Here is a 25,783-nt window from a genome sequence, read left to right as displayed (position 1 = left end):
CAAGTCTCCCAGATGACCATCGCCACCTCCCCCGCTCCCCTCGTCTTCGGCGATCTCCAGGGCTGCTGCGATCCCTTCCAGCGCCTCCTCAAAAAAGCCGCGCCATCACCCGACACACCGCTCTGGTTCGCTGGCGATCTCATCAACCGTGGTCCGAAGTCCTTGCAGACATTGCGCGAGATCATCGCCCTCGGCTCGCGCGCAACTGTCGTGCTTGGCAATCACGATCTGAATCTGCTATCCGTCGCCGCTGGCCTGCGCAAGCCGAAAAAAGGCGACACGCTCGATGAAATCCTCGCCGCGCCCGACGCCGCCGATCTCATCGAGTGGGTGCGTCACAAGCCGGTCGCGCACTTCGAAAACAATGTGCTGATGGTTCACGCGGGTGTGTTGCCGCAATGGGACGCGACGATGACGATGGAACTCGCGCACGAGCTTGAGCAAGCGCTGCGCGCACCGAACTGGAAGGAAACGCTCGCGTCGCTCTACGGCAACGAGCCGCATCGCTGGGACGACTCACTGAAGGGGGCCGACCGGCTGCGCGTGATCTATAACGCGCTGTCGCGCATCCGCTTCTGCACGCCCGAAGGCGCGATGGAGTTCGCCAACAACGGCGGCCCCGACGCGGCGCCGCCCGGCTACATGCCGTGGTTCGACGTGCCGGACCGCCGCACGCAGGACGTGACGATCGTCTTCGGCCACTGGGCCGCGCTCGGTCTCATGATCCGCGACGACGTTCTCTGCCTCGATTCGGGCTGCGTGTGGGGCAACAAGCTGTCGGCGGTGCGCCTGACGGCCGATCCCGCGCAGCGCGTCGTCACGCAGGTGAGCTGCTCGATGAAGAAGTGAGCGGCACTTCCGTCATCGCATCGGCGACGGCGGGTAGGCCACGCATCCGCTGAAGTGCGGCGTCGACGGAAGCCTGCGCCTCGCTCGCGAGCAACCGCCGGTCCGCGCCCGGTGCGAGCGGATCGCACACGTACAGATGCGCGGTGAGCGGCCGCGCGCGCAAGAGCGCATCGAGCGAATCGTTGAGCGACATATCGCCGATATACGCCGGCGCAGTCGATTGCCTTCCGCGCGCATCCTCGTACATCAGGCAGATAGGCTGCACCGGGCACGACGCCGATACCGCCGCCTGAAACATGTTTGCGTGAAAGGGCAGCAGCGCTTGCCCGTCCGAGGTCGTGCCTTCCGGAAACACGCACATCTTTTCGCCGGCGAGCAGACGATCCGCGAGCTCGTGCATGATGCGCTTCGCGTCGCTGCGCTTCTCGCGCTGCACGAACACCGTATCCAGTTGATGCGCAAGCCAGCCGACCACCGGCCATTTGCGGATCTCCGCCTTCGACACGAACGGCGTCGGACGCCACGCGTTGATGACGTAGATATCGATCCACGAGATGTGATTGCCGACGACGAGCACGCCGCTATCGAGCCGCGCCTCGTCGTTATGCACGACGAGCTTCATCCCCGACAGCCGCAGCATTTCGAGCGACCACAGTCGATTCATCTCGGCGCGTTCGGCCGCCGACACGCGGGCAAAGCGCGTCGCGACGATCCACATGCCGTACAACAGATGCGCGACGAGCCGCAGCTTGCGCCATGCGAAGCGCATGTTCAGCGGCTCTCGTAAGCGACGTGACCGCCGACCACCGTCGCACGCACGCGCGCCGGCAATTCGTAGCCACGAAACGGCGTGTTGCGGCCCTGGCTCTTAAGCTTCAGCGGATCGACGCGCCATTCGCTCGCCGCATCGAACACGCACAGATCCGCGAGCGCGCCCGTCGCAATGCGGCCGGCGGGGAGCTTCAGCACGTCGGCGGGCGCGGACGTGATGCGCGACAGCGCCTCCGCAAGCGGCACGTTCGCTTCGCGCGCCCACTTCACCGTCAGCGACAGCAGCAATTCGAGGCCGGTCGCGCCGGGCGTCGCTTCGGCGAAGGGCAGCAGCTTTTCGTCGTCGTCGAGCGGCGTGTGATCGGAGCAGATCGCGTCGATGGTGCCGTCGGCGAGACCCGCGCGGATCGCATCGCGGTCGCGTTGCTGACGCAGCGGCGGATCGAGGCGAAATTGCGAATCGAAATAGCCGATGTCGATGTCCGTCAGATGCACGTGATTGATGGTCACGTCGCACGACACGGCGATTCCTTCGGCCTTCGCCGCGCGCACGAGCGCGACGCCCGCCGCCGACGACAGATGCGACAAATGCACGCGCGCGCCCGTCACGCGCATCAGTTCGAAAATGGTATGCAGCGCGATCGTTTCCGCCGACACCGGCACGCCCGACAGCCCCAGCCGCGACGCCACCGCGCCGCTCGCCGCCACGCCGCCCTTCGACATGTACGCATCCTGCGGACGCAGCCACGCGGTATAGCCGTAGGTGGTCGCGTACTGCAGCGCGCGCTGCAGCGTGCGCGTATCGACGATCGGGTTATCCGCCTGCGAAAAGCCGACGCAGCCCGCTTCAGTCAGCTCGACCATCTCGGTGATGGTCTCGCCCTTGAGCCCGACCGTCAGCGCGCCGAGCGGATACACGTGCGCGAGATGCAGCTTCTGCGCGCGAAACTTGAGCATTTCGACAAGACCGGGTTCGTCGAGCGTCGGATCGGTGTCGGGCGGGCACACGAGACTCGTCACGCCGCCCGCCATCGCGGCGGCCATCTCGGATTCGAGCGTCGCCTTGTGCTCGAAGCCCGGTTCGCGCAGACGCGCCGACAAATCGACGAAACCCGGCGCGACGTAAAGCCCCGAAGCGTCGATGACCTTGGCCGCGTTGAAATCCGCGGGCGCCTCGCCGATGCCGACGATCCTGCCCGCCGCGATGAACACGTCCTTGCGCTCTTCCGTGCCGGCCGCCGGATCGATGATCGTGCCGTTCTGAATCTGGATCTTCATGTCGTCTTTGTCAGTCAGTGTTGCCGGCCACGATGCCCATCACCGCCATGCGCACGGCGATGCCGAAAGTCACCTGATTCAGGATGACCGACTGCGGGCCGTCGGCCACTTGCGAGTCGATTTCCACGCCGCGATTCATCGGGCCGGGATGCATGACGATCGCATCGGGCGCGGCGAGCGCGAGACGCTCGGGCGTCAATCCCCAGCTCTTGAAGTACTCCTGCGCGGACGGCAAGAGCGCGCCGCTCATGCGCTCGTTCTGCAGGCGCAGCATGATGATGACGTCGACGCCCTTCAGCCCTTCGTCGAGATTGTGATAGACGTGCACGCCCATCTGATCGAGATTGCCCGGCAACAGCGTGCGCGGTCCGATCGCGCGCACTTCGGGCACGCCAAGCGTCGTCAGCGCGTGAATGTCGGAGCGCGCGACGCGCGAATGCAGGATGTCGCCGACGATCGCCACGCGCAGCTTCGTGAAGTCGCGCTTGTAATGGCGGATCGTGTACATGTCGAGCAGGCCCTGCGTCGGATGCGCGTGACGGCCATCGCCCGCATTGATGACGTGCACGTGCGGCGCGCAATGCTCGGCGATCAGATACGGCGCGCCGCTCGATGCGTGACGCACGACGAACATGTCGGCGTGCATCGCGGAGAGATTGTTGATCGTGTCGAGCAGCGATTCGCCCTTGCTCGTCGACGACGCGTTGATGTTCAGATTCAGCACGTCGGCCGAAAGACGCTTCGCCGCGATCTCGAACGTGGTGCGCGTGCGCGTCGAGTTCTCGAAGAAGAGATTGAACACCGACTTGCCGCGCAGAAGCGGCACCTTCTTCACTTCGCGATCGGTCACGCTGACGAACTGCTCGGCGGTATCGAGAATGTGCGTGACGATCGAGCGCGGCAATCCTTCGATGCTCAACAGGTGCTTCAGCTCGCCGTTCTTCGTGAGCTGCGGATTGCCCTTGAGAAAGCCGTAGCGAAAGGTGTCGGGCGCGGCGGCGCCTTCGGTGGCGATATTCATGTCGATCCCGGATGTACTTTGAAAAGACGTCGAAGCGCTCGCTTCAGCTGGCGCGCGGTTCCGTCCTGAAGTCGAATGCGCCGTCTTCGCGACGCGCGAGCACGAGATTCTGATTCGCGGGCACATCGAGCGTCGCGCCGGTGAAACGCGCGCCGATCGGCATTTCGCGCCCGCCGCGATCGGCGAGCACCGCGAGATCGATCGATGCCGGACGGCCATAGTCGTACAGCTCGTTGATCGCCGCGCGCACGGTGCGCCCAGTGGACAGCACGTCGTCGACCAGGATGATGCGGCGGCCGTTCACATCAAAGGGGAGCGAGGTCGGGCTCGCCTGGCTGTGCAGGCCTTTCTTCGCGTAGTCGTCGCGATGCAGCGCCACGTTCACCACGCCGAAGCGCGGCGCGTTCAGATCCTTCGCGAGCCGCTCGGCAAGCCACACGCCGCCGCTGAAAATGCCCGCGAGCACGGCGCCGTCGGGCGCGGCGAGCGATTGTCCGTAGGCAGCGCGAACCTGGTCGACGAGCGCGCGATATAGCGCCTCGGCGTCAATGGAACTCATGATCGTCGGCAAGTCCGTCGAGATATTGTTGAAGGATGACGCGCGCGGCTTCGGCGTCGATTTCGTCGAAGCGGCCCCGCGCATTGGCGCGCACGCCGCGCTCGCGCAAATCGGCTTTGGCGTCGACCGACGAGTAGCGCTCGTCCACCCATTGCACCGGCACGTTGAAACGTCCGTTCACCTGATTGCCGAAGCGCTTCGCAAGCGCGCTCATTTCGTGCGGCGTGCCGTCGGGATGCATCGGCATGCCGACGACGATGGCGTCGGGCTTCCACTCGTCGAGCAGTTTGGCCACTTCGACGAAGCGATATTCGCGATTGCGGTTTTCCAGCGTGACGAGCGCGCGCGCGTGGCGGGTGAGCGTATTGCCGACGGCGACACCAATGCGTTTCTCGCCGTAATCGAATGCCAGCAGCGTGGCTTCGCGGCTCATGCGTGCCCTGCTTCGCCGGACAACATCGAGCGCGACACGCCGAGCAGCGAGAGCGCCGCTTCAAGGCGGTCTTCGGCGGGTACGTCGAAGATGATGCGCGGATCGGCTTCGACGGTCAGCCAGCCGTTCTTCGAGATTTCCTCTTCGAGCTGGCCCGCGCCCCAGCCGGCATGACCCAGCGTGAGCAGGAAGCGCTCGGGGCCCTTGCCGCTCGCGACTGCTTCGAGCACGTCCTTCGACGTGGTCATGGCAAGTCCGCCGGGCACGCTCATCGACGAGCTATAGGGTTCGCCCTCGCCCGCTTCGTGCAGCACGAAGCCGCGCTCCGTCTGCACGGGACCGCCGAAATAAACGGGCAAATGGACGAGCGGCTCGATTTCGAGCTTGAGATCGATGCGATTGAAGAGCGATTGAAGGTCGATGTCGGTCGGCCGGTTGATGACGAGACCGAGCGCACCCTTCTCCGTGTGATCGCAAAGGTAGACTACCGTTCCTGAAAACGTCGGATCGGCCATGTTGGGCATGGCGATCAGGAACTGATTCGTCAAATTGATGCGATCGGAAGTCTTGGACATAATTCAGAATTTTAACAAAGGCGCTGCGAGATGGCCGACTTTGATGTGGGTCTGGTCTGGTTTCGGCGGGATCTGCGCGCGGCAGACAATGCTGCACTCTATCACGCGCTTACAAGGTGCCGTCGGGTGCTGTGCGCCTTCGTTTTCGATCGCGATATTCTCGCGCCGCTCGACAAAAAAGACCGGCGCGTGCCGTTTATTCACGCGAGCGTCGTCGAGCTGGATCGCACGCTGCGCGAGGCGGGCGGCGCGTTGATCGTGCGGCACGGGCACCCCGTGCACGATATTCCTTCGCTCGCACGCGAATGCGGCGCGAACGCCGTGTTCGTCAATCGCGATTACGAGCCGGCGGCGAAGGCGCGCGACGAAGCCGTCGCGCAGAAGCTTGCGAGTCAGGACATCGCGTTCTTCTCTTTCAAGGATCAGGCCGTCTTCGATCACGACGATGTGATGACAGGCGCCGCAAAGCCCTACACCGTCTTCACGCCGTACAAGCGCAAGTGGCTCGCGACGCTCACGCCCGATGCGCTTGCGCACTACGCATCCGAAGAACATCTGGACGCGCTCGCGAAGCCGCCGTCGAACGTGAAGCATGCGATTCCATCGCTCGATGCGCTCGGTTTCGGCGATGCACCCGCGCCTGCGTTTCCCGCCGGCACGCGCGGCGCCTATGAGCTCTTCGACGATTTCCGCGACCGCATGACCGACTACGGTCGCACGCGCGATTTCCCCGCGCTAAAAGGCCCGAGTTATCTCGGCGTTCATTTGCGGCACGGCACGATGTCGATCCGCGCGCTCGCCCGCAGCGCCCACGATGCGCTGCGTCACGGCGACAAGGGCGCCGAAACGTGGCTAGGCGAGCTGATCTGGCGGGAGTTCTATTTCTCCGTGCTGCACCATTTTCCGCACGTCGGCGTGGCTGGCGATCATCGCGCGTTCAAGCCGGAGTACGACCGCATCGGCTGGGAAACGGGCCATGCCGCCGACGCGAATTTCGCCGCGTGGTGCGCGGGTCAGACGGGCTATCCGCTCGTCGATGCGGCGATGCGGCAGATCAACGCGTCGGGATACATGCATAACCGTCTGCGCATGGTCGTGGCGAGCTTTCTGACAAAGGATCTCGGCATCGACTGGCGACGCGGCGAGGCGTACTTCGAAGCGCATCTGAACGACTTCGAGCTGTCGAACAACAACGGCGGATGGCAATGGGCCGCGTCGAGCGGCTGCGATGCGCAACCGTACTTTCGCATCTTCAATCCGGTCACGCAGTCACGGAAATTCGATTCGGCGGGCAAGTTCATCCGTCATTACGTGCCAGAGATCGCGGCTCTTTCCGATCGCGATATCCACGCGCCGTGGCTTGCAAAACCGGATGCGCTGAAAGCGGCGAAAATCTCGCTCGGCGCGGATTATCCGCAGCCGATCGTCGATCACGAAGCCGCCAGAAAACGCACGCTCATACGTTATGACGTCGTGCGCGCGCCGGGCGCGAAAGCGCTTCCGCCCGGAGACGACGACCGCGAAGATTAACGGGCAAACGGCGCAGGTTTTTCGATCATCGACGTCAGCGCGACGATCGATCCGCGCCCTTCCGAAGGCGCAATGCCGGCCGCCGCCTGATGCAGCATCGAACGCAGCATTTGCGCGGCGCGCTCGGGCACGGTCGCGTCGATGCCGCGTGTCGCGCCTTCGGCGCCATCGGCGTGCGTTTCGCCGTGATGTGCAACGCGCCGCCACGCGAGGCCGAGCGTATCCGCCAAGAGAGCGACATGCCCGAGGCCCAGCGCGCAAGCCGCCGCGCCCAGCCGATGCGACGCGTCCGCCGCCGACAGCGCCGCCGCTTCGTCGACCATGCCGGTTTCGTTCGCCTGCGTGCCGCGCTCGACGAGCGCGTCGATCGACGTTTCCGCGCTCTGCAGGAAGTCCTCGTAAGCACTCGCGTTCACGCGCAGCACGCCGAGATCGCGCGTCGCGGCGTCGCGCGAGGCTTCCTCGCCCGCCTGCGCGGCGCTCTCTTCCCACGCCGCTTCCGATTCGGGCGTCGCGGCGACGTGCCACGCGACCGTCAGGCCGTAATCGCGCAAAACATCGACGTGGTCGGCATCTTCCGGCCGCGCGCCGTACAGCGCGAAATCGCGCCACAGCAGCGCGAGCGTCGCGCGCACGAGCGAGCGCGGCGCGTACGAAAGCGCGTGCGCCTGATCCGCCAGCACGAGGTTGAAGCGCGCGTAGAGACGCTTGACGTCGGCGATGTAGTCCAGCTCGCCGCCGGTGCGCTGCGCGCGCTCGCGCAGCGCCACGACCGCCGACGACGCGAGCCGCCAGAAATCGTAGGGATCCGGGCCGCGCAGTTCGCCGAGGCAGGCGTCGAGGCGCGCGAAGGTGTCGGCGGAGCCTTCGGCCTGTCCGCGCAAGAGTTTCAGCAACGTTTCCTCATAGCGCGCCCGCGTGTGCGCGAGCCGCTCCGGCGCGATGCCGCGCAGGGTCGCCGGGGCGATGGCGCGGCCCGCGAGGGCAAGGTCATCGTAGGAAACCGGCGCGATGCGCGTATGCGATGCAAGCAACGCATGCAGGCCGCGATAGTGATCGAAGAGCGCCGTCGAGCACGAGAGTTCGCGCAGATTGCGCCGCTCGACCGCGCCGCGAAAAACCGCGATCGCATCGGCGATGCGTGCGTGGCTGCCTTCCGATTCCTCGCCGAGCGGCGCGACGAGCGTCAGCGCCTCGGCGAAGCGCTGCGCGGGAAGCCAGCCCGCCGAATGCAACGCGGCGATCGCGCGCTTGAGCGCCGCCCCGGTTTCGCCCTGACGCTGGAACGCGTGCAGCGCGTCGGTCAGCGCCATTTCTGCGAGTCGCACCGATCCGCCGCGCGGATTGGGCAAGGCTTCGTACGGAACGGGCAGATCGGGACGAGATGTCATAACAAGCGCTCACAAGCCGGTTCGCGGGCGCGGCGATGGAGGGCCATCGTCACCCGCCGTTTAAATGCGTCGTCGACAGGCGGGAGACGGCGTCGCCGCGCCTGCTTCAAGCGTATGCCTTAACGGGCCAGTGCGGGAACCGAACCTGCAAAGGCTTCCCCCATCTTTGTTCGCCAACGTCGGTCGACGCCGGAATCGCCGCAACGAACTTATCTGACTCTGCAAAATCCGAAAAATCGGACGGGCCGCCCGACGGCGGCCCATGCGCGGCACGCGCCGTAGCGACGTACGCGGTCCGCAAAAAGCGCGCGCCGCATGACGCGAGTCATGCGGCGCGGCAGAACGACAAGATCAGATCTGGACCATCTCGAAATCTTCCTTGCGGGCTCCGCATTCGGGACAGGTCCAGTTGATCGGAACGTCCTCCCAGCGCGTGCCCGGCGCGATGCCCTCGTCAGGCAATCCCGCCTCCTCGTCGTAGATCCAGCCGCAGATCAGGCACATCCAGCTTCTGTATTCCATACTTATGCCGAGTCGATTGGTCGTTTAAAAATAGGACATGATGGTACCGTGTTGCCGTGCCGATGCCTAGCAAGCCGCCCGCCTGCGGTGCGCGCATCGTGACATCGGTCGAAACGGCCGTCACGCCGGGTCCGGTGAAGAAGGCTAGCGCACCGGAAAAAAGTGCGCAAAGAAACATTCCTGGCTGCGTTAGGCCGCATAATCAGACATGACCGAGCGGGCATTCGCTCACGCGCCGAGGCGCGCACGAGTTCGCTTAGAGCCGATCGTCCATTCAAGCAATCCAATACCATAATGTCCGTTTTTGCCATGACCGGCGATTCCCCACCGATCGTACTCACCTTCGGCCTTTCCGATCCCACGGGCGGCTCCGGCCTGCAGGCCGACTTGCTGACGCTCGCCAGCATGGGCTGTCACGGCGCGACCGTGCTGACGGGCTACGCGGTGCGCGATTCCGCGACCTGCGATGAAGTGACGGGCCTCGATCCGGACACCGTCGCGACCCAGGCGCGCATGTTGCTAGAGGACATGCCGATCGCCGCCTTCAAGATCGGCGCGGCGACGCGCGCGGAGCTCGTGTCCGCCATCGCCGAAGTCGTCTCCGATTACGACGACGTGCCGCTGATTCTCGCGCCCGATTTCACGCTCGACGACGAACACGTCCTGTCCGCCGATGAACTGCGCGAATCGCTCGCCGATCTGCTCGTGCCGCAGACCACCATGCTGATTGCCGATCACGCCACGCTACTGCAACTCGCGCAGCCCGACAGCGACGCGGAATCGCCGACGCTCGATTCCGCGATTTCCCACATTCTTGCGCAGGGCTGCGAGTACGTGCTCGCGATGGAAACCGGCACGCATCGTCACGTCAACACGCTCTACAGCGAAGAAGGGCTCGTGCGACAGGACACGTGGGAGCGCAGCGTGCAACGCATCATGGGCCTGACCGATACGCTCGGCTCGGCGGTCGCCGCCCTGCTCGCCAACGGTCAGGAACCCGCCGAGGCCGCGCGTGAGGCGCAAGAGTACGTATTTCAGGCCGCGCGCGCCGCGTTCCGGCCCGGCATGGGCGCGTATCTGCCGGATCGCTTTTTCTGGGCGCGCTCGAACGATGCAGACGAAGAAGGCGACGCATCCGCGCTGCCCGACGATCCAACGGGATTGCCCGGAGAAGCCCGACACTGACACACAAAAAGAAGGGAGGCGACGCGAGCGCATGCCATACCGACTGCCCCATCTGCACAAGCCCGGCCCGCAAGGCGCGATCCGCATCGGCTGCGCGGGCTGGGGCCTGTCGAGCGGTGTCTCCGCGAGCTTTCCGCACGAAGGCACTCATCTCGAACGCTACTCGCACGTTCTGACGTGCGTCGAGATCAATTCCAGTTTCTACAAGCCGCATCGCGAGCAGACCTACGCGAACTGGGCGCACAGCGTGCCCGAGTCATTCCGGTTCTCGGTCAAGCTGCCGAAGGCGATCACGCACGACGCGCGTCTCGTCGATATCGAATCGCTGCTCGACGACTTTCTCCGCGCGGCCGGCCAACTCGGCGACAAGCTCGGATGCTGGCTCGTGCAATTGCCGCCGAGCCTGCCGTTCGATCACGACATCGCCGACGCGTTTTTCAAGGCGCTGCGCGAGCGCACGACGTTGCCGGTCGCGTGCGAGGCGCGCGAACATAGCTGGTTCACGACGCACGCGGCAGCGTTGCTGAAGTCGCATCACATTGCATACGTCGACGCCGACCCGATTCCCGACGAATGCGAGATCAAGCATCGCGCGGACGCATCGCTCGTGTATGTGCGGCTGCACGGCTCGCCCGAGTTATACAGGTCTTCGTACGACTACACGTATCTCGACGAACTCGCGCGCACGCTGCACAACCGCGCGAAGAAGACGGCCGAAGTCTGGTGCATCTTCGACAACACCGCCGAGGGCCACGCGCAGCCCAACGCGCTGCATCTGATTGAGCGGCTGCGCATTCATCACAAGGTCTGAAGTTCTTTCTGGAGGTTCCTCAGATGCTCAAGCTGCTTGCGGCCACGCTCGCCGCATCTTGCATTTTCACGACCACGCCGGCACACGCTCAGAACGCCACGCCCGCCGGCGATAGCACGTTCCTGCTGACGATCTTCCTCAAGCACGACGAATCGAAGACGCTGCCCCAGATCAATCAGCAGTTGAAGGAGCAGGGCTACTTCAAGCAGTTTCCGCCGCCGGGCGTCGAAGTGGTGTCGTGGTACGTGATGATGGGAATCGGTCAGGTCGTCACGTTGCGCGTACCCGCCGACCGGTTGCGCGAAGTCAACCGCGCAATCGAAAGCACCGCATGGGGCGGATATCGGACGGAGTTCTATCCGACGTACGACTACAAGGCCGCCGCGCAGAAGTTGCGCGAGGAAATGAACAAATAGTCTGGACGAAAAAAAACCCGCATCGCTGCGGGTTTCTTCTTTCGGCATGACGCGAGCCTCTTTCGAAGCCCGCGCCGATGTAATCGGCTTTCGCCAGATTACATGTCCATGCCCATGCCGCCCATGCCGCCGGGCATGCCGCCAGGCATCGGAGCATCTTCCTTCGGCAGTTCGGCGACAGCTGCGTCGGTCGTCAGCAGCAGGCCAGCCACCGATGCCGCGTTTTGCAGCGCCGTGCGCGTCACCTTCGTCGGGTCGACGACACCGGCTTCCACCAGGTCACCGTACTCGCCGGTTGCCGCGTTATAGCCGTAGTTGCCCGTACCTTGAGCAACTGCTGCCACCACGACCGAAGCTTCTTCGCCGCCGTTCGTGACGATCTGGCGCAGCGGCTCTTCCATTGCGCGCAGAACGATTTTGATACCAGCGTCCTGGTCTGCGTTCGCGCCCTTCAGCCCGTCGATCGCCTTGCGAGCGCGGATCAGCGCAACGCCGCCGCCTGCCACGATGCCTTCTTCCACAGCTGCGCGCGTTGCGTGCAGTGCGTCTTCGACACGTGCCTTCTTTTCCTTCATTTCGACTTCGGTCGCAGCGCCGACCTTGATCACCGCAACGCCGCCGGCCAGCTTGGCCACGCGCTCTTGCAGCTTCTCACGGTCGTAGTCCGACGTCGCTTCTTCGATCTGCTTGCGCACTTGCTTCACGCGAGCTTCGATGTTCACGGCTTCGCCAGCGCCGTCGATGATCGTCGTGTTTTCCTTGCCCACTTCGATGCGCTTCGCCTGGCCCAGTTCAGCCAGCGTTGCCTTCTCGAGCGTCAGGCCGGTTTCTTCCGCGACGACTTGACCGCCGGTCAGGATCGCGATGTCTTCCAGCATGGCCTTGCGGCGGTCGCCGAAGCCCGGAGCCTTAACAGCAACCGTCTTCAGGATGCCGCGGATGTTGTTGACGACCAGCGTAGCCAGCGCTTCGCCTTCGACGTCTTCAGCGATGATCAGCAGCGGACGGCCAGCCTTCGCGACTTGTTCCAGAACCGGCAGCAGATCGCGGATGTTCGAAACCTTCTTGTCGTGCAGCAGCACGAACGGGTTTTCAAGGACGGCGACTTGCTTGTCCGGGTTGTTGATGAAGTACGGCGACAGGTAGCCGCGGTCGAATTGCATACCTTCGACAACGTCCAGCTCGTCTTGCAGCGACTTGCCGTCTTCGACGGTGATGACGCCTTCCTTGCCGACCTTGTCCATCGCTTCAGCGATGCGCTCGCCGATCGACGTGTCGCTGTTCGCCGAGATCGAACCGACTTGCGCGATTTCCTTGTTCGTCGTGCAGGGCTTGCTGATCTTGCGCAGTTCTTCGATTGCTGCAGCCACGGCCTTGTCGATGCCGCGCTTCAGGTCCATCGGGTTCATGCCCGATGCGACGTACTTCATGCCTTCGCGAACGATGGATTGCGCGAGCACGGTAGCGGTCGTGGTGCCGTCACCTGCGTTGTCGCTGGTCTTGGAAGCAACTTCCTTGACCATTTGCGCGCCCATGTTCTGAAGCTTGTCCTTCAGTTCGATTTCCTTCGCGACCGACACACCGTCCTTCGTGACCGTCGGGCCGCCGAAAGAGCGCTCGAGCACGACGTTGCGGCCCTTCGGACCCAGCGTGACCTTGACCGCGTTGGCCAGGATGTTCACGCCTTCGACCATCTTGGCGCGTGCGGAATCGCCAAAAGTGACTTCTTTAGCTGCCATATCCAAACTCCTTGATTCGATTCGGTTTGCTGGCTTCGCTGCGGCGCTCGGAGGAGCGGCTCAGGCAGACGAAGCCGAACGTGCAGGAAGGATGCTTACTTGACCAGAACGGCCATGATGTCTTCTTCGCGCATGACGAGCAGTTCTTGCCCGTCGACCTTGACGGTCTGGCCAGCGTACTTGCCGAACAGAACACGGTCGCCGACCTTCACGTCGAGGGCGATTTGCGCGCCCTTGTCATCGCGCTTGCCCGGGCCGATGGCCAGGACTTCGCCTTGATCCGGCTTCTCAGCGGCTGCTTCAGGGATCACGATGCCCGATGCGGTCTTGGTTTCCTGGTCCAGACGTTTGACGATGACGCGATCGTGCAAAGGACGAAGGTTCATACACACTCCTCTCTTGATTGAGACTGAAAACGCGGGAAAACCCGTCCTTTGAGAAGAAACTCGCCGGACGGCAATCTTGTTAGCACTCTCGTGCAGTGAGTGCCAATTATATGGAGCGGCTTTGACAATTTCAAGGACGCGAAGGCCGGGAAAACGCTTAAGCAGCTTGGCTCTTGAAAAACGGCACTGCGTCCACAGGCGGAAATCAAATCAATCGAAACTTAGAATCGATTGACAGAATTAATGCCGATTCGACAAAAGTGATTTCGTCGGATTAGGGTTTTTCCTAGGTCGTCCGGAGCCTAGACTGCATCTCAACGACGAAGCAACGGAAAGACACACACTCCGCCGCGACGTTCCTTAAAACAGCATCCGGAGGTCATCATGTTCAAGTTCAAATCAATCGTTCCCGCCATCGCCATTGCAGCCGTACTCGCCGCGCCGGCTTTCGCGCAAGCGCGCGAAGACGGGCCTGCCACCCGTGCGCAAGTGCGCGCCGAACTCGTTCAACTCGAACGCGCCGGCTACAAGCCGATGGCCGATCAAGCCACGTATCCCGCCGAGATTCAGGCCGCCGAAGCGCGCGTGGCCGCGCAACAAAGCGCATCGAACGCGTCGTTTGGCGGCGTGAGCGATGGCGCGTCGGCATCGGGGAAGCCGGCGCGCGTCGGCTTTTTGAGCCGTATCGTCCGTCCCGCCGCCGATGCCAATCCGGTCGACTTCAATCGCCCGTAAGCGAAATGCAAAGCGGCGCGCGACGCCGCATCCGACGAAGCCCGGCCTCGCATGCCGGGCTTTTCGCTTGCTGAAGGAACTAAGACCTATGCTTTTTCGTCGGTGATACCGCTGGCACTACAATCTTCACCTGCCTCCCTTCGTTCCTCTCGCTCTCCGTCTTAAGCCGCTCATGTCATCTCTCGCATCGTCGCGTCTCGTGTTCGTGTCGCTCGCGCTGACCGCCCTTGTCGGGTGCGGCGGCCGCGCCGCCACCACGCCGAGCTATCAGCAGGAGCTGTTCAGCACCGGTGTGAGCCCGTTCGCGCACAATTTCGACGCCACCGTCAACGAAACCTGCGAGGCCGCGCGGCGTGCGCTGCTGTCGCAAGGGTTTCTCACGACGATGGGCCAGCCCGACACCGTCGACGCGACCAAGAATTTCCAGCCGAGCGCCGAAACGCACGTCGTCGTCTCGTTCCACGTCGTTTGCACGCCCGGCGAAAACGCGACGAACCAAAGCATCGCGTACGTGAACGCCGTGCAGGACGGCTATGCGCTCAAGAAGAGCGACACGTCCGCGAGCGTGGGCTTGAGCGTGCTCGGCTCGCTGTCGCTGCCGATCCGCTCGAACAGCGACGCGATGGTCAAGATTTCCAGCGAGACCGTGCCCGCCGGCAAGTTCTATGACCGCTTCTTCGGTCTGATGGGCCACTATCTGAACACGGTGCCGCGCAGCGCGCCCGTCGCCGGCGACGAAGTGAAAAGCAAGCCGCTCGCGCCGTCGATCATCGTGAGCTCGCCCGAGCTGACGCCGACGCCCATCGTCGTGCAGGCGCCCGCCGCCGCGACCGCGATCCAGAGGCCGGATGCGGATGCGCCTGCGGCTGCGGCTGGCGCATCGGAAGTCCCGGCGGCGTCGGCGGCCGCAGTGCCCGCGGCCACCGTGACGCACTGAACCGTCAGTTCGGCACGTTGACGATGCCGCCCGCCACCGAGATCGCGTTCGCGCCGGGATCGGTCGCGATGGGCGGCAGATTCGACGTCGTGAGGGCGGGCGCCGAACCCGCCTTGCCGCCGCGCGCGACCGTCCGCACCACCTGCGACGGCGGCAGCGGCGCGTTGTTCTTCAGGTGGTTCCACATCAGGTTGAGCGCCTGAATGTCGTAGTAGTGGATCGGAATGAAGCGCGTGTCGAAGCCTGCCACGCTCAGGAACGCGTCGAAGTGCTGACCGTTCGTGATCTCATACAGCGAAAGCTGGCTCTTGCTTCCCTCCGCCACGCGATTCGCACCCAGATACGGCCGCGACGCATGATTGATCGGCACGAGCGCATCCGCCCGGCCCTGCACGATGATCGCGGGCTTGCCGCGGAGATTCGCGTTCACGCGGATCGCATTGACGCTGCCCGCCATCGTCGCGTTGCCGTTCGTCCATAACGCGCGCAGGCAGGCGGCGCCCGCGTAGCTCGCATCGGGCGTCGCCAGCCGATGATCCGCCGCGCCCGTCGTTCCCGCGTTGTAGACCAGGTTGATGCCGTTGGTCGGCGGCACGCCGTTGCCGTTGCCGAAGATCGTCGGCATCGGCGAGACGAGCGGCGTGACGCCGGCCGCGCCCGTCGCCGCGCTGGTCGTGCCGAAGCTGAACTCGCAGAGATTGTCGAGCACGCTCGCTTTCATGTACGCATCGGCGTAAGTCACAGCGACGGCCGGGACCGCCTGCGAATCCCACATCGGCGCGTGCAGCGTGTCGGAATCGCTCTCGTAGCCTGCCTGATGCAGACGGTTCAGCGCATCGGTCGCCTGCTCCGTCGTCGTGCCGCCCGAGACGAAGCCGTTGGCGGCAAGCGTCGCACAGCGCGCCGTGCGGATCGCGTTGGTTGTGGCGGGCAGAAGCGTCGTCAGATACGGCGCGCCTGCCGCAGCGGGCGCGAGCGCCGCGCACGGCTGCAGCAGGTTCGCGAGCGTCATGTAATCCGCGAGCGGCCTGCCGAACGAGCCGACCGGCACGCCGCCCTGCCGCACCGAAACCTGCGACGGCAAATTCAGATTGATCTGCGGCTCGCCGACGACGACCGCCGTGATCCAGCCATCGGTGTCCTGTTCCGCCGCCGCCAGCGATGCGCCGCCGCCGTTGCTCACCGATGCCGCGATCGTCGTGATGCTGCCCTTGCTGTAGCGCACCTGATGCGTCGATCCGCTGACCGGCCCGAACATGTCGTTGAGCGCCCAGTACGCGAACTGGATCGCCTGCAGCGTGTTCTTGCCCCAGTCCTGCTCCGGGTTTTGCTGCGAATGCGCGTGCTTGTACGCGTAGCGATTCGGGAACGCCGAATTGAACGACGACAGCGCGGACGGGCTCACGTTCGCCTTAAAAATCGCCTTGGTTCCGGCGATGTCCGCACTGGCGAGCGTGCCGTCGATGAGCGTCACGAGCGTCGTCGAAATTTCCTGCGCGCCGTTGCCGCTGCCCTTGTCCGTGTAGGCGACCGCGCAGCCGCGCTTGAGGCCCCACTCGCCCGCCGCCGAAATCGCACCGTAGACGCCGCGCGATCCCGATGACGTCGCCGTGACGATGCACGGCTGGTCCGGATTGAAGCTCGTCGGGATCTGCACGAGCAGGCTCACGTTCTGCCTGCCGCTGCCATCGTCCGCATAGGCGATGTACTCCTTGCCCGCGATCTTGCCTTCGCCGAGCGAGTCGTTGCCGTTCAAATCGATATTCGGCCCCCAGAAGCGGCCGTAGCCGCCGTTCGCCGACATGTCGACGAGCGCGCGGTAGTTCGAATAGATCGCGAGACGGCGTAATTCGGCTGCCGTCGGCGCGGCGGGCTTCGCGAACGTCGGCGCGGTCGCCGACGCGAGCCCCGTCTTGCCGAGACCGGCCGTGAGCAAATCGTCGGAGACGCCGTCGTAAGTCTGGGTGTTGACCGAGCCCGAGATGAAGCTCGGCAAGCTGTTGGCCGGCTGGCCGCCGCCGCCGTTGTCGTCATCGCCGCCGTGGCATGCGGCTAGTGTCGCCGCCGCCAGCAACGCCAGCGCGCCGAGCGCGGCCGTTCGCGGTACCTCCTGCAAAGCCTGCAACCTCGGGAAACGCGCGAGTCTTTTCATTTGAATCTCCGCCATCCGTTCCGATTGAGTGATGCGATTTTCAAGCGATCGACAATGCGAGTATCGCGCCGATCGAACGCCAGTTACACCTGATTTCATGCGCGCCGGCGATAAAAGCGCCAAACGACAACGGGCCCCGGCGGAGACGCCGGAGCCCGTTCAAACGCCCGCCAGACGAGCGAAGCTTGCGGCATCACGGATGCCGCCCACTGCCTGTGACGCGTATTATTGCCCGCCGCCTTGAACGCCGAGCGTGAGCTTGTTGGAAACCGACTTCACGCCCGGCACGCCCTTCGCCACTTCTTCAGCCTGGGCGATCTGGCCGCCTTCCGGCACCGTGCCGGTCAGCGTGACTGCGCCGCTGCGCGCGCGCACGAACACGTTCGACACGTCGAAGCCCTGCGCCTTCGACAGCGCGCGGCGCACGTCGTAGCCGAGCTTGCGATCGGTTTTCTTGGTCGCGGATTTCTGAGCCTTGGCCGCCGCTGCCGAGTCGGTGCTCGTGGCCGCCGCGTCGCTCGATTGCGCATAGGCGCTCGATGCCACGGCCACGCACACCACCACGCCCAGCGCCTTCAACAGATCGACTGCTTTCATGATTTCTCCTTTTGTTTCGCTTGTTGACTTCGCACAGTTGCTACTTCGCTCGTTTTGCACTTCAAAAGCGGGCCGCATTCCCAGCGGCTGGGCAACGACATCGAGCGGCTGACCGTGACCGCGCGCGCCCGGCGCCTGAAACTGACGCGGGAATAGCGGCGACAAGCCGGCGGATGCGGCTCACGGTGCTGCGAGAGACTGGCGATCGAAACAAATCACGGCCGTTTTTTTCGGGCGATGACGCCCGCCGGCTCGAATATGACCTGCCGCATGGTCCCTGCTTGGCAGTCCGCGAACCCACATTCCGGGTTGCGGCGCGCGAGGAGCCTTGTCGTGCGGCGGCGAACGTCAATTTAGCCCAGCGCGGCCATTAGCGCAAAGCATTTAACAATGCGGCCATATGCGACGCCGTTCGCAAGCAACAGCGCGCGCGCTTTCTACACACGCCTGTCACACGGCGCGCCGGGCCCGCGGTCATCCGGGCGACGCGCGACCTCATGTACCATCGACGCCATGCCGGCCGTCCGGACGCGCCGCTCGCGCGCCTCGTCGAACACGTTCGGGCAGACGTGGGCGCATCGCGATCGGGTAAGCTCGCACGCACGAAGTTTCAAGATTACCGACCAGATGACCCACCCTTCAGGAAACAATCCGGGCCACGATCCGGACGTCCCGCCCAAACGCAAGCCCTTGCCGAGAATCGGCGCGCGCTTCGTCGCGATCTCATGGCGCGATCTCGCGCTCACCTTCGGACCGATTCTGCTCGTGTGCGCGGCCGCGCTCTATGCCGCCGTGCGGCTGATCCAGCCCGCGCCGCCGAGCACGCTGACCATCGCCGCCGGCCCGAAAGGCAGCTCGTTCTGGACGAGCGCGCAGAAATACAAGACGATCCTCGCGCGCAACCGCGTGACGCTGAACATCCTCGAGACGCAAGGCTCGCTCGATAACCTGACGCGCCTCGAAGACCCGAAATCGAACGTCGACGTCGGCTTCGTGCAGGGCGGCCTGACCAAGCCGGGCGCGACGCACGACAATCTGGAATCGCTCGGCAGCGTGTCCTACGTGCCGCTCGCGGTGTTCTATCGCGGCGCGACGGTCGTCAGCCGATTGTCGGAGCTGAAGGGCAGGCGGCTCGCGATCGGCGCGGAAGGCAGCGGCACGCGCGTGCTCGCGCTGAATCTGCTGAAGGCGAACGGCATCGAGCCGGGCGGCGACACGGAACTGCTGCCGCTCGCCGGCGACGAAGCGGCGAAAGCGCTCGAAGACGGCCAGATCGACGCAGCCTTTCTGACCGGCGACTCCGCGCAGCCGCCGACGATGGCGAAGCTCCTGCGCACGTCGGGCATCCGCTTCATGGATTTCGCCCAGGCCGACGCCTACGCGCGCCGTTTTCCGTATCTGACAGAAATCGACTTGCCGATGGGCGCCTTCGATTTCGCCCGCAACCTGCCGCCGCGCGCGGTCCACATGATCGCGCCGACCGCCGAACTGGTCGCGCGCGACAGCCTGCATCCGGCGCTCTCCGATCTGCTGATCGAAGCCGCGCGCGAGGTGCACGGGCGCGCGAATCTTCTGCAGCGGGCGAACGAATTCCCCGCGCCGCTCGTGCACGAATTCCGCATCAGCGACAACGCCGAGCGCTATTACAAATCGGGCAAGAGCTTTCTGTACCGTTCGCTGCCGTTCTGGGTCGCGAGTCTCGCGGATCGCGTGCTGGTCGTGCTGGTGCCGCTGATCGTCGTGCTGATTCCGGGCTTGCGGCTCGTGCCAGGGCTGTATCGATGGCGCGTGAAATCGCGCATCTACCGCTGGTATGGCGCGCTGATTGCGATAGAGCGGGAAGCGATCAGCGGCCCCGACACCGCGCAGCGCGACGCCCTGCTCGACCGCATCGACGCGATCGAAACGGCCGTCAATCGCATGAAGATGCCGCTCGCGTTCGCCGATCAGTTCTACGTGCTGCGCGAGCACATCGGTTTCGTGCGGGAGCGTCTCGCGCACGCGCCGGTCGCCCCGGCCGACCAAACCCGCGCGCGCGACATGGCGCAACAGCATGCGGCCGGTGTCGTTCGCCGAGCAGACACGGAGCAAGGCAGCACGTAATATCTGTTGGAGAAACGTTAAAAAGGATGCGACGCCGCGCGCTGCATCCGTCATGCAGGACACGACAAAAAACGAACAGATGCGGCTCAGAGCCCGCCGCCGCGCGAGCAAAGCCACGGAATCTCAGGGAGAAGGGAACATGAGTGCCCCGCATTCGACCAGCACCGGTCATCCGTACTTTTTCTTCGACTTCATATCGCCGTTTTCGTACTTGCTGCTGGAGCAGCATGAGAAGTGGCCCGACATGCCGTTCGAGCTCGTGCCCGTCCAGTTGATGAAGCTGCTCGACCGCTGGGGCCAGCCGCACGCCGCGACGATTCCGTCCAAGCGCGTCTTCACCTACCGGCACGCGCTGTTTCGCGCGGAGCAGCTCGGCATTCCGTTCAAGATGCCGCCCGCCCATCCGTTCGATACGAGCAAGGCGCTGCGTCTTGCCGTGCTCGCCGACGGCGACATCGCCCGCGTGCGCGAAATCTTCCGCTACATCTGGCGCGAAGGGCGCGATCCCGCGACGCCGGAAGGCTTCAAGGCGTTGTGCGAGCACGTCGGCATGCCGGAGGCCGTGACGCGCATCGAGGATGAGGACGTCAAGGCGAAGCTGCGCGACAACAACGACCGCGCCGTAGCGATGGGCGTGTTCGGCGTGCCGACTTTCCTCGTCAACGACCAGATCTTCTGGGGCGAAGACACGCTGCCGATGGTGCTCTACGTCGCGCGCTCGCCGAACTGGCTCGACGGCGCGGAAGTGAAGCGCATCAGCGCGCTGCCGATCGCGCCGAAAGACGCCGATTTCAGCTGACGGCGGCCGGATGGCGGACGCGCCTATGCCGTGCATAGCGCGCCTGCTATGGCGTCAAAATTGGATAAGCGGTTTACTTCGGCTTTAGGGCTCGCGAGTTCGCGCCCGCGCGTCCTGAATTCACTTGCTTGCCATGAACGATCCCGCCGACTCACTCGACATCTGGCTCATCCGCGTGCTGCGCACCTTGCTGCTGGAGCGCAGCGTGACGCAGACCGCGCAGCGGCTGAACCAGACGCAACCGGCGATCAGCACCGCGCTGCGCCGTCTGCGCGAGATCCTGAACGACCCGATTCTCGTGCGCGGCAAACAGGGCATGGTGCCGACCGAATACGGCGAATCGCTGCTCGCGCCCGCGCAACGCGCATTGCGCGAAGTGGAATTCGTCGCGACGCCGCACGGGGATTTCGACCCGCGAAGCTCGCGCCGCACGTTCCGCGTGGCCGCGCCTGATTATCTGAACGATTTCTTCATGCCGACGCTCGTCGCCGCTTTTCGCGACGCAGCGCCCAATGCGCGTCTAGAGATCGAGTCGCTGAATCCGATGCGCGATCACGAGCGCATGCTTGACGAAGGCGAAATCGATCTGATGGTCGCGAACTGGACGAAGCCCGAGCCGCGCTTCGAACGCCAGGATCTTTTCAGCGACGTATTCGTCTGCCTGATGCGTGCGAATCATCCGCTCGCGCGCGAACCGCTGACGGCGGAACGCTACGCGCTCGCCGCGCACCTCGCGCCGACGCCGTATAGCGGCGGCCGGCGTCATCCGATCGACATCGGGCTCGCGCGCGCGGGCATCGAAAGGCGCATCGTCACGACGATTCCGTACTTCGGCCTCGTGCCGCAGGTGCTGTTGCAGTCGGACCTCATCTTCACCGCGCCGCGCCGCTTCGCCCAGCACTATGCGGCGATGCTGCCGCTCGCCGTGCTCGACTCGCCGATACCGTTTCCGCGCATCAAGTGCTACCAGCTTTCCGTGCCGCAGCCCGATCAGCCGACGGATATCGCCTGGCTTCGCACGCTGATGTCGACCGTATCCGACTCGCTCACGGGCAGGAAGCAAGTCGCGGCGGCGGCATCGGGCGATGAAACCGCCGAACTGGGCGAAGCCGCGAAGTAACGCACGCGCGGCGGGACTTCGGTACTATCCGAACGACACCTTCTGCCCGCCCGCTCACATGGATGCTCTCGACAAACTGATTCAGCTTGCGAGCCTTGCCGGCGCGCTCGATCTGCGCTGCCTGCTGAGCGGCCCGCTGGAACTGGATCACGCGCCCGCGCCCGCCGGCGAAGCGGTTTATCACGTCGTGCTCGACGGCGCGTGCACCGTCGTGCGCAAAGGTCACGCGCCGCTCGAACTGACGGCGGGCGACATTTTCTTTCTGCCGCGCGGAGACGCGCATGTGCTGAGCATCAAGGCGCGCGAAGGCGGCTCGTCCAAAGTCGAGATGGAAGCGCGCGACAACGGCGCGGTCACGGTGAGAAGCAATTGCGGCGGGCAGCCGCCGGGCGTGGACTTGCTGTGCGGGCGCTTTCTCTACGCGCCGCGCGCGCTTCTGATCGACGTCCTGCCGGATGTCGTGCACGTATCGTTCTCGAACGCGTCGGCGTCCTATCTCGCGCCGCTCGTCCAGACGATGCGCCGCGAAGCGGAAGATGCGCAACTGGGCGCGCCGTCGATCGTCACGGCGCTATCGACCGCGCTCTTCACGATGGTGCTGCGCGCGTGGCTCGACGGACAGCCGTCATTGGCGGGCGTGCTCGGCTTGCTGGCGAACCGGCGGCTGGGCGCATCGATCATCGCGATGCTCGAGCGCCCCGCCGAACCGTGGACGCTGGAGATGCTCGCCAAGGAAGCGGCGATGTCGCGCGCCACGTTCATGCGCGCGTTCTCTGCGCATTCGGACAGCTCGCCGCTCGCGTTGCTGAGTCATGTGCGGATGCAGCTCGCCAGCACGATGCTCACGCATACGAAAAAGAGCATCGCGGATGTCGCGGCCGATGTGGGGTATCAGTCCGAAGCGGCGTTTTCGAAGCGGTTCAAGGAGCTTTATGGCGTCGCGCCGGGACGCTTCAGACAGACCAACGGCATCGCTTGAAGCGTCATCGTGGCTCAGGCGGAAAGATGCGCTGCGTTCACCGCCGGCGTTCCGAACCTCGCCGTCATCTCCCGCACGCGCAGCAGTTGCGCGGCAACGGCGAGCCCGATCGACCACGGCGCCTTGTCGACGATCCCTTCCACGCCGATCGGACACGTGATCTCCGGCAGCCGGTCCGCCGCCACACCACGCTCCATCAATCGCCGCTCGAACTTGACGCGCTTCGTCTTCGAGCCGATCAGCCCGAAGTAAGCGAAGTCGTCGCGCCGCATGATGCGTTGCGTCAGCGAAAAGTCGAGCGAATGATCGTGCGTCATCACGATGAAGTACGCGCCCGGCGGCGCTTCGTCGACGATCGCGTCGGGCAGATCGGTCGCTTCGATCTGCACGTTCGCCGGCACTTCGTCGGGGAAAAGTTCGTCGCGCGCATCGACCCATTGCACGACGCACGGCAACGTGCCGAGCACCTTCACGAGCGCGTGGCCGACGTGGCCCGCGCCGAACAGGACGACGTGCATCATGAGCGCGCGCTCCTCACCGCATTCACCGCCTTCAGGATTTCTTCGGCCGTCGCGGGCGCGTTGAGCGGCGGATTGATCTTGTGATCGCCGACAGCGGAAACGGCATCGCGGATCGCGAAGAACACCGAGAACGGCAGCAGCAACGGCGGTTCGCCGACGGCCTTCGAACGATGGATGCTGTCCTCCACGTTGCGATTCTTGAAGAGATCGACGCGGAAATCGGCGGGCATGTCGTTGGTCGTCGGAATCTTGTAGGTCGACGGCGCGTGCGTCATCAGCTTGCCGTTGTCGTCCCACCACAGCTCTTCCGTCGTCAGCCAGCCCATGCCCTGCACGAACGCGCCTTCCACCTGGCCCTTGTCGAGCGCCGGATTCAGCGACGCGCCCACGTCATGCAACGCATCCGCGCGCAGCACGCGCATTTCGCCGGTGAGCGTGTCGATCACCACTTCCGACACTGCCGCGCCATACGAGTAGTAGTAGAACGGACGGCCTTGCATCGTCGCTGCATCCCAGTGGAGCTTGGGCGTCGCGTAGAAGCCGTCGGACCACAACTGCACGCGCGCGAGATATGCCTTCTGGACGACTTCGCCGAACGGAATGGCATCGTCGCCGACGATCACGCGGTCGTTCGCGAAGCGCACTTGCGCCGGCGTGACGGTGCCGCCGCCGAACTTCTCCGCCGCGAACTTCGCGAGCCGCTCGCGCAACTGGCGCGCGGCGTCCTGCGCGGCCTTGCCGTTGAGATCGGTGCCGGTCGATGCCGCCGTCGCCGATGTATTCGCGACCTTGCTCGTATCCGTCGCCGTCACGCGCACGCGCTCGAAGTTCACGCCGAGTTCGTGCGCGACGACTTGCGCGACCTTCGTGTTCAGGCCCTGGCCCATTTCGGTGCCGCCGTGATTCACGAGCATCGAGCCGTCGGTGTAGATGTGAACCAGCGCACCCGCCTGGTTGAAGTGCGTCACGTTGAACGCGATGCCGAACTTCACCGGCGTCAGCGCGAGGCCCTTCTTCAGGATTGCGTTGTTCGCGTTGAATTCGTCGATGGCCGCGCGGCGCTTGCGATATTCGCTCGTCTCTTCGAGTTCGGCGATCAGTTCGTGGATGACGTTGTCCTCGACCGTCTGGCCGTAAGGCGTCTTGTTGTTTTCCGTCTTGCCGTAGAGATTCGCGCGGCGCACGTCGAGCGAATCCTTTCCGACCGCACGCGCGACGTTATCCAGAATGTATTCGATCGCGAACGCGCCCTGCGGCCCGCCAAAGCCGCGAAACGCGGTGTTCGACTGCGTGTTGGTCTTGCCGCAATAGCCTGCGATCTTCACGTCCGAGAGCCAGTACGCGTTGTCGAAATGGCAGACGGCGCGCGTCATCACCGGGCCCGACAAATCCGCGGAGAAACCGCAGCGCGACGTCATGTCGACGGACACGCCTTCGATCTTGCCGTCGTCGTCGTAGCCGACTTCGAAGTCGTACACGAAGTCGTGACGCTTGCCGGTGATCATCATGTCGTCGTCGCGGTCCGGACGCAGCTTGACCGGACACAGCAACTTCCATGCGGCGAGCGCCGCGCAGCACGCGAAAATGCCCGACTGCGATTCCTTGCCGCCGAATCCGCCGCCCATGCGACGGCATTCGACCAGCACGTTATGCGAATGCACGTTCAGCACATGCGCGACGAGATGCTGCATTTCCGTCGGATGCTGCGTCGAGCAGTAGACGTGCATGCCGTCGTCCTCCTTCGGCACGGCATAGGCGATCTGGCCTTCGAGATAGAACTGTTCCTGGCCGCCGAGCTTCATCGCGCCGCGCTCGTGATGCGCGGCTTTCGACATGCGGCTCTCGGCGTCGCCGCGCGCGAGCTTCAGCGGATTGAGCACGTACGATTCCGCTTTGCGCGCGTCTTCGGGCGTGAGAATCGGCACGAGGTCTTCGAATTCGATGGTCGCGCGACGCGCGGCCAAGCGCGCCGTATCGTGCGACGTCGCGACGACGATGAACATCGGCTGGCCGACGAACTGCACGATGCCCTGAGCCAGGACCGGATCGTCGTGGATGATCGGGCCGCAATCGTTCACGCCGGGAATGTCCTCGGCGGTGAAGACGGCGACCACGCCCGGCGTCGCGCGCACGGCGTCGAAGTTCATCGATACGATCTTCGCGTGCGCCTTCGGGCTCGTGCCGAGCGCGGCGTGCAGCGTGCCCGCGACGAGCGGAATGTCGTCGGTATAGCTCGCGCGCCCGCTCACGTGCAGATGCGCCGACTCATGCGGACGCGATACGTGGACCTGCTTGAAAGCGTCGATTTCGTTCGCGAGCGACTGAGCGTCGGCGATGAATGCTTCTGCTTGCTGATTCATGTTTTTTTGCTCCT

At 64.5% G+C, this 25,783-nt stretch carries 25 protein-coding genes; 11 read left to right on the top strand and 14 right to left on the bottom strand.

From position 1 onward, the window contains the following. Positions 1–12 precede the first annotated feature (12 nt). Positions 13–849 (top strand): symmetrical bis(5'-nucleosyl)-tetraphosphatase, encoded by an 837-nt coding sequence (locus BG60_RS11790; protein WP_034471638.1) that lies wholly within the window; start codon positions 13–15, stop codon positions 847–849. On the opposite strand, the gene BG60_RS11785 is transcribed toward BG60_RS11790, so the two are convergent. The 6 genes from BG60_RS11785 to BG60_RS11760 are packed head-to-tail and all read right to left on the bottom strand — an operon-like array spanning position 818 to position 5,486. Then, on the bottom strand, positions 818–1,618 hold the full coding sequence (locus BG60_RS11785; protein WP_034471636.1) for a lysophospholipid acyltransferase family protein: 801 nt from the start codon (positions 1,616–1,618) through the stop codon (positions 818–820). The genes BG60_RS11790 and BG60_RS11785 overlap by 32 nt on opposite strands. Before the next feature lie 2 nt (positions 1,619–1,620). Further along, positions 1,621–2,898: a dihydroorotase gene (locus BG60_RS11780; protein ID WP_034471634.1), complete on the bottom strand. Its 1,278-nt coding sequence runs from the start codon at positions 2,896–2,898 to the stop codon at positions 1,621–1,623. 10 nt (positions 2,899–2,908) lie between these two features. Next, on the bottom strand, positions 2,909–3,919 hold the full coding sequence (locus BG60_RS11775; protein WP_034471632.1) for an aspartate carbamoyltransferase catalytic subunit: 1,011 nt from the start codon (positions 3,917–3,919) through the stop codon (positions 2,909–2,911). A gap of 43 nt (positions 3,920–3,962) precedes the next feature. Continuing rightward, complete coding sequence (pyrR, locus tag BG60_RS11770; RefSeq protein WP_034471630.1) at positions 3,963–4,478, bottom strand: bifunctional pyr operon transcriptional regulator/uracil phosphoribosyltransferase PyrR; 516 nt, start codon at positions 4,476–4,478, stop codon at positions 3,963–3,965. After that, a complete protein-coding gene (ruvX, locus tag BG60_RS11765; protein WP_034471629.1) occupies positions 4,465–4,911 on the bottom strand; it encodes a Holliday junction resolvase RuvX in 447 nt (148 codons plus the stop codon). Before ruvX ends, pyrR begins: the two co-directional genes overlap by 14 nt. Next, positions 4,908–5,486, bottom strand: a complete 579-nt coding sequence (locus BG60_RS11760; RefSeq protein WP_008342667.1) for a YqgE/AlgH family protein — start codon at positions 5,484–5,486, stop codon at positions 4,908–4,910. The genes ruvX and BG60_RS11760 overlap by 4 nt, the downstream gene beginning before the upstream one ends. 30 nt (positions 5,487–5,516) lie before the next feature. Here BG60_RS11760 and BG60_RS11755 point away from each other — a divergent pair, with 30 nt between their 5' ends. Then, positions 5,517–7,016, top strand: coding sequence for a cryptochrome/photolyase family protein (locus tag BG60_RS11755; protein WP_034471627.1), 1,500 nt, complete (start codon positions 5,517–5,519; stop codon positions 7,014–7,016). Here BG60_RS11755 and BG60_RS11750 read toward each other — a convergent pair. After that, positions 7,013–8,407, bottom strand: coding sequence for a hypothetical protein (locus BG60_RS11750; RefSeq protein WP_034471624.1), 1,395 nt, complete (start codon positions 8,405–8,407; stop codon positions 7,013–7,015). The genes BG60_RS11755 and BG60_RS11750 overlap by 4 nt on opposite strands. 351 nt (positions 8,408–8,758) lie before the next feature. Further along, complete coding sequence (locus tag BG60_RS11745; RefSeq protein ID WP_008342674.1) at positions 8,759–8,929, bottom strand: rubredoxin; 171 nt, start codon at positions 8,927–8,929, stop codon at positions 8,759–8,761. A gap of 309 nt (positions 8,930–9,238) precedes the next feature. Here BG60_RS11745 and thiD point away from each other — a divergent pair, with 309 nt between their 5' ends. Genes thiD through BG60_RS11730 form a run of 3 tightly spaced genes read left to right on the top strand, consistent with a single transcriptional unit; the run spans position 9,239 to position 11,341 of the window. After that, positions 9,239–10,114: a bifunctional hydroxymethylpyrimidine kinase/phosphomethylpyrimidine kinase gene (gene thiD, locus BG60_RS11740; protein WP_034471621.1), complete on the top strand. Its 876-nt coding sequence runs from the start codon at positions 9,239–9,241 to the stop codon at positions 10,112–10,114. A 31-nt stretch (positions 10,115–10,145) separates the two neighbouring features. Then, positions 10,146–10,925: a DUF72 domain-containing protein gene (locus BG60_RS11735; RefSeq protein WP_034471618.1), complete on the top strand. Its 780-nt coding sequence runs from the start codon at positions 10,146–10,148 to the stop codon at positions 10,923–10,925. Positions 10,926–10,948: 23 nt separating this feature from the next. Continuing rightward, the gene (locus BG60_RS11730) at positions 10,949–11,341 is read left to right on the top strand and encodes a hypothetical protein (protein WP_034471615.1); all 393 of its coding nucleotides are present in this window, start codon (positions 10,949–10,951) and stop codon (positions 11,339–11,341) included. Between the two features lie 98 nt (positions 11,342–11,439). On the opposite strand, the gene groL is transcribed toward BG60_RS11730, so the two are convergent. Further along, the gene (groL, locus tag BG60_RS11725; protein WP_008342681.1) at positions 11,440–13,080 is read right to left on the bottom strand and encodes a chaperonin GroEL; all 1,641 of its coding nucleotides are present in this window, start codon (positions 13,078–13,080) and stop codon (positions 11,440–11,442) included. 95 nt (positions 13,081–13,175) lie between these two features. Continuing rightward, positions 13,176–13,466 (bottom strand): co-chaperone GroES, encoded by a 291-nt coding sequence (locus BG60_RS11720; RefSeq protein WP_006999126.1) that lies wholly within the window; start codon positions 13,464–13,466, stop codon positions 13,176–13,178. 384 nt (positions 13,467–13,850) lie between these two features. Here BG60_RS11720 and BG60_RS11715 point away from each other — a divergent pair, with 384 nt between their 5' ends. Then, positions 13,851–14,201: a DUF4148 domain-containing protein gene (locus tag BG60_RS11715; protein ID WP_034471613.1), complete on the top strand. Its 351-nt coding sequence runs from the start codon at positions 13,851–13,853 to the stop codon at positions 14,199–14,201. 172 nt (positions 14,202–14,373) lie between these two features. After that, positions 14,374–15,138 carry a DUF2242 domain-containing protein gene (locus BG60_RS11710; RefSeq protein WP_034471610.1) on the top strand — a complete coding sequence of 255 codons (765 nt, stop codon included), beginning with the start codon at positions 14,374–14,376 and terminating at the stop codon, positions 15,136–15,138. A 4-nt stretch (positions 15,139–15,142) separates the two neighbouring features. Here the strand turns inward: BG60_RS11710 and BG60_RS11705 are convergent, their stop codons facing one another. Together BG60_RS11705 and BG60_RS11700 are read right to left on the bottom strand one after the other, a co-directional pair. Then, positions 15,143–17,290 carry a D-(-)-3-hydroxybutyrate oligomer hydrolase gene (locus tag BG60_RS11705; RefSeq protein WP_051996492.1) on the bottom strand — a complete coding sequence of 716 codons (2,148 nt, stop codon included), beginning with the start codon at positions 17,288–17,290 and terminating at the stop codon, positions 15,143–15,145. Between the two features lie 225 nt (positions 17,291–17,515). After that, entirely contained in the window at positions 17,516–17,887 is a 372-nt protein-coding gene (locus BG60_RS11700) for a BON domain-containing protein (RefSeq protein WP_008342692.1), read from the bottom strand. 627 nt (positions 17,888–18,514) lie between these two features. Here BG60_RS11700 and BG60_RS11695 point away from each other — a divergent pair. The 4 genes from BG60_RS11695 (at position 18,515) to BG60_RS11680 (ending at position 22,888) form a co-directional block, all read left to right on the top strand. Next, positions 18,515–19,990 carry a TAXI family TRAP transporter solute-binding subunit gene (locus tag BG60_RS11695; protein WP_034471705.1) on the top strand — a complete coding sequence of 492 codons (1,476 nt, stop codon included), beginning with the start codon at positions 18,515–18,517 and terminating at the stop codon, positions 19,988–19,990. Between the two features lie 139 nt (positions 19,991–20,129). After that, the gene (locus BG60_RS11690) at positions 20,130–20,789 is read left to right on the top strand and encodes a 2-hydroxychromene-2-carboxylate isomerase (RefSeq protein ID WP_008342696.1); all 660 of its coding nucleotides are present in this window, start codon (positions 20,130–20,132) and stop codon (positions 20,787–20,789) included. A 133-nt stretch (positions 20,790–20,922) separates the two neighbouring features. Further along, a complete protein-coding gene (locus BG60_RS11685) occupies positions 20,923–21,909 on the top strand; it encodes a LysR family transcriptional regulator (protein ID WP_034471609.1) in 987 nt (328 codons plus the stop codon). Next, positions 21,875–22,888 (top strand): AraC family transcriptional regulator, encoded by a 1,014-nt coding sequence (locus BG60_RS11680; RefSeq protein ID WP_235366361.1) that lies wholly within the window; start codon positions 21,875–21,877, stop codon positions 22,886–22,888. The genes BG60_RS11685 and BG60_RS11680 overlap by 35 nt, the downstream gene beginning before the upstream one ends. 14 nt (positions 22,889–22,902) lie before the next feature. Here BG60_RS11680 and xdhC read toward each other — a convergent pair whose 3' ends face one another. Both xdhC and xdhB read right to left on the bottom strand, forming a co-directional pair. After that, positions 22,903–23,409 carry a xanthine dehydrogenase accessory protein XdhC gene (gene xdhC / locus BG60_RS11675; RefSeq protein WP_034471606.1) on the bottom strand — a complete coding sequence of 169 codons (507 nt, stop codon included), beginning with the start codon at positions 23,407–23,409 and terminating at the stop codon, positions 22,903–22,905. Continuing rightward, the gene (xdhB, locus tag BG60_RS11670; protein ID WP_034471603.1) at positions 23,406–25,769 is read right to left on the bottom strand and encodes a xanthine dehydrogenase molybdopterin binding subunit; all 2,364 of its coding nucleotides are present in this window, start codon (positions 25,767–25,769) and stop codon (positions 23,406–23,408) included. Before xdhB ends, xdhC begins: the two co-directional genes overlap by 4 nt. Positions 25,770–25,783 lie beyond the last annotated feature (14 nt).

It is taken from the genome of Caballeronia zhejiangensis (assembly GCF_000698575.1).
GTDB classification, from domain to species: Bacteria; Pseudomonadota; Gammaproteobacteria; order Burkholderiales; family Burkholderiaceae; genus Caballeronia; species Caballeronia zhejiangensis.
This window is presented reverse-complemented; position numbering and strand designations above follow the sequence as displayed.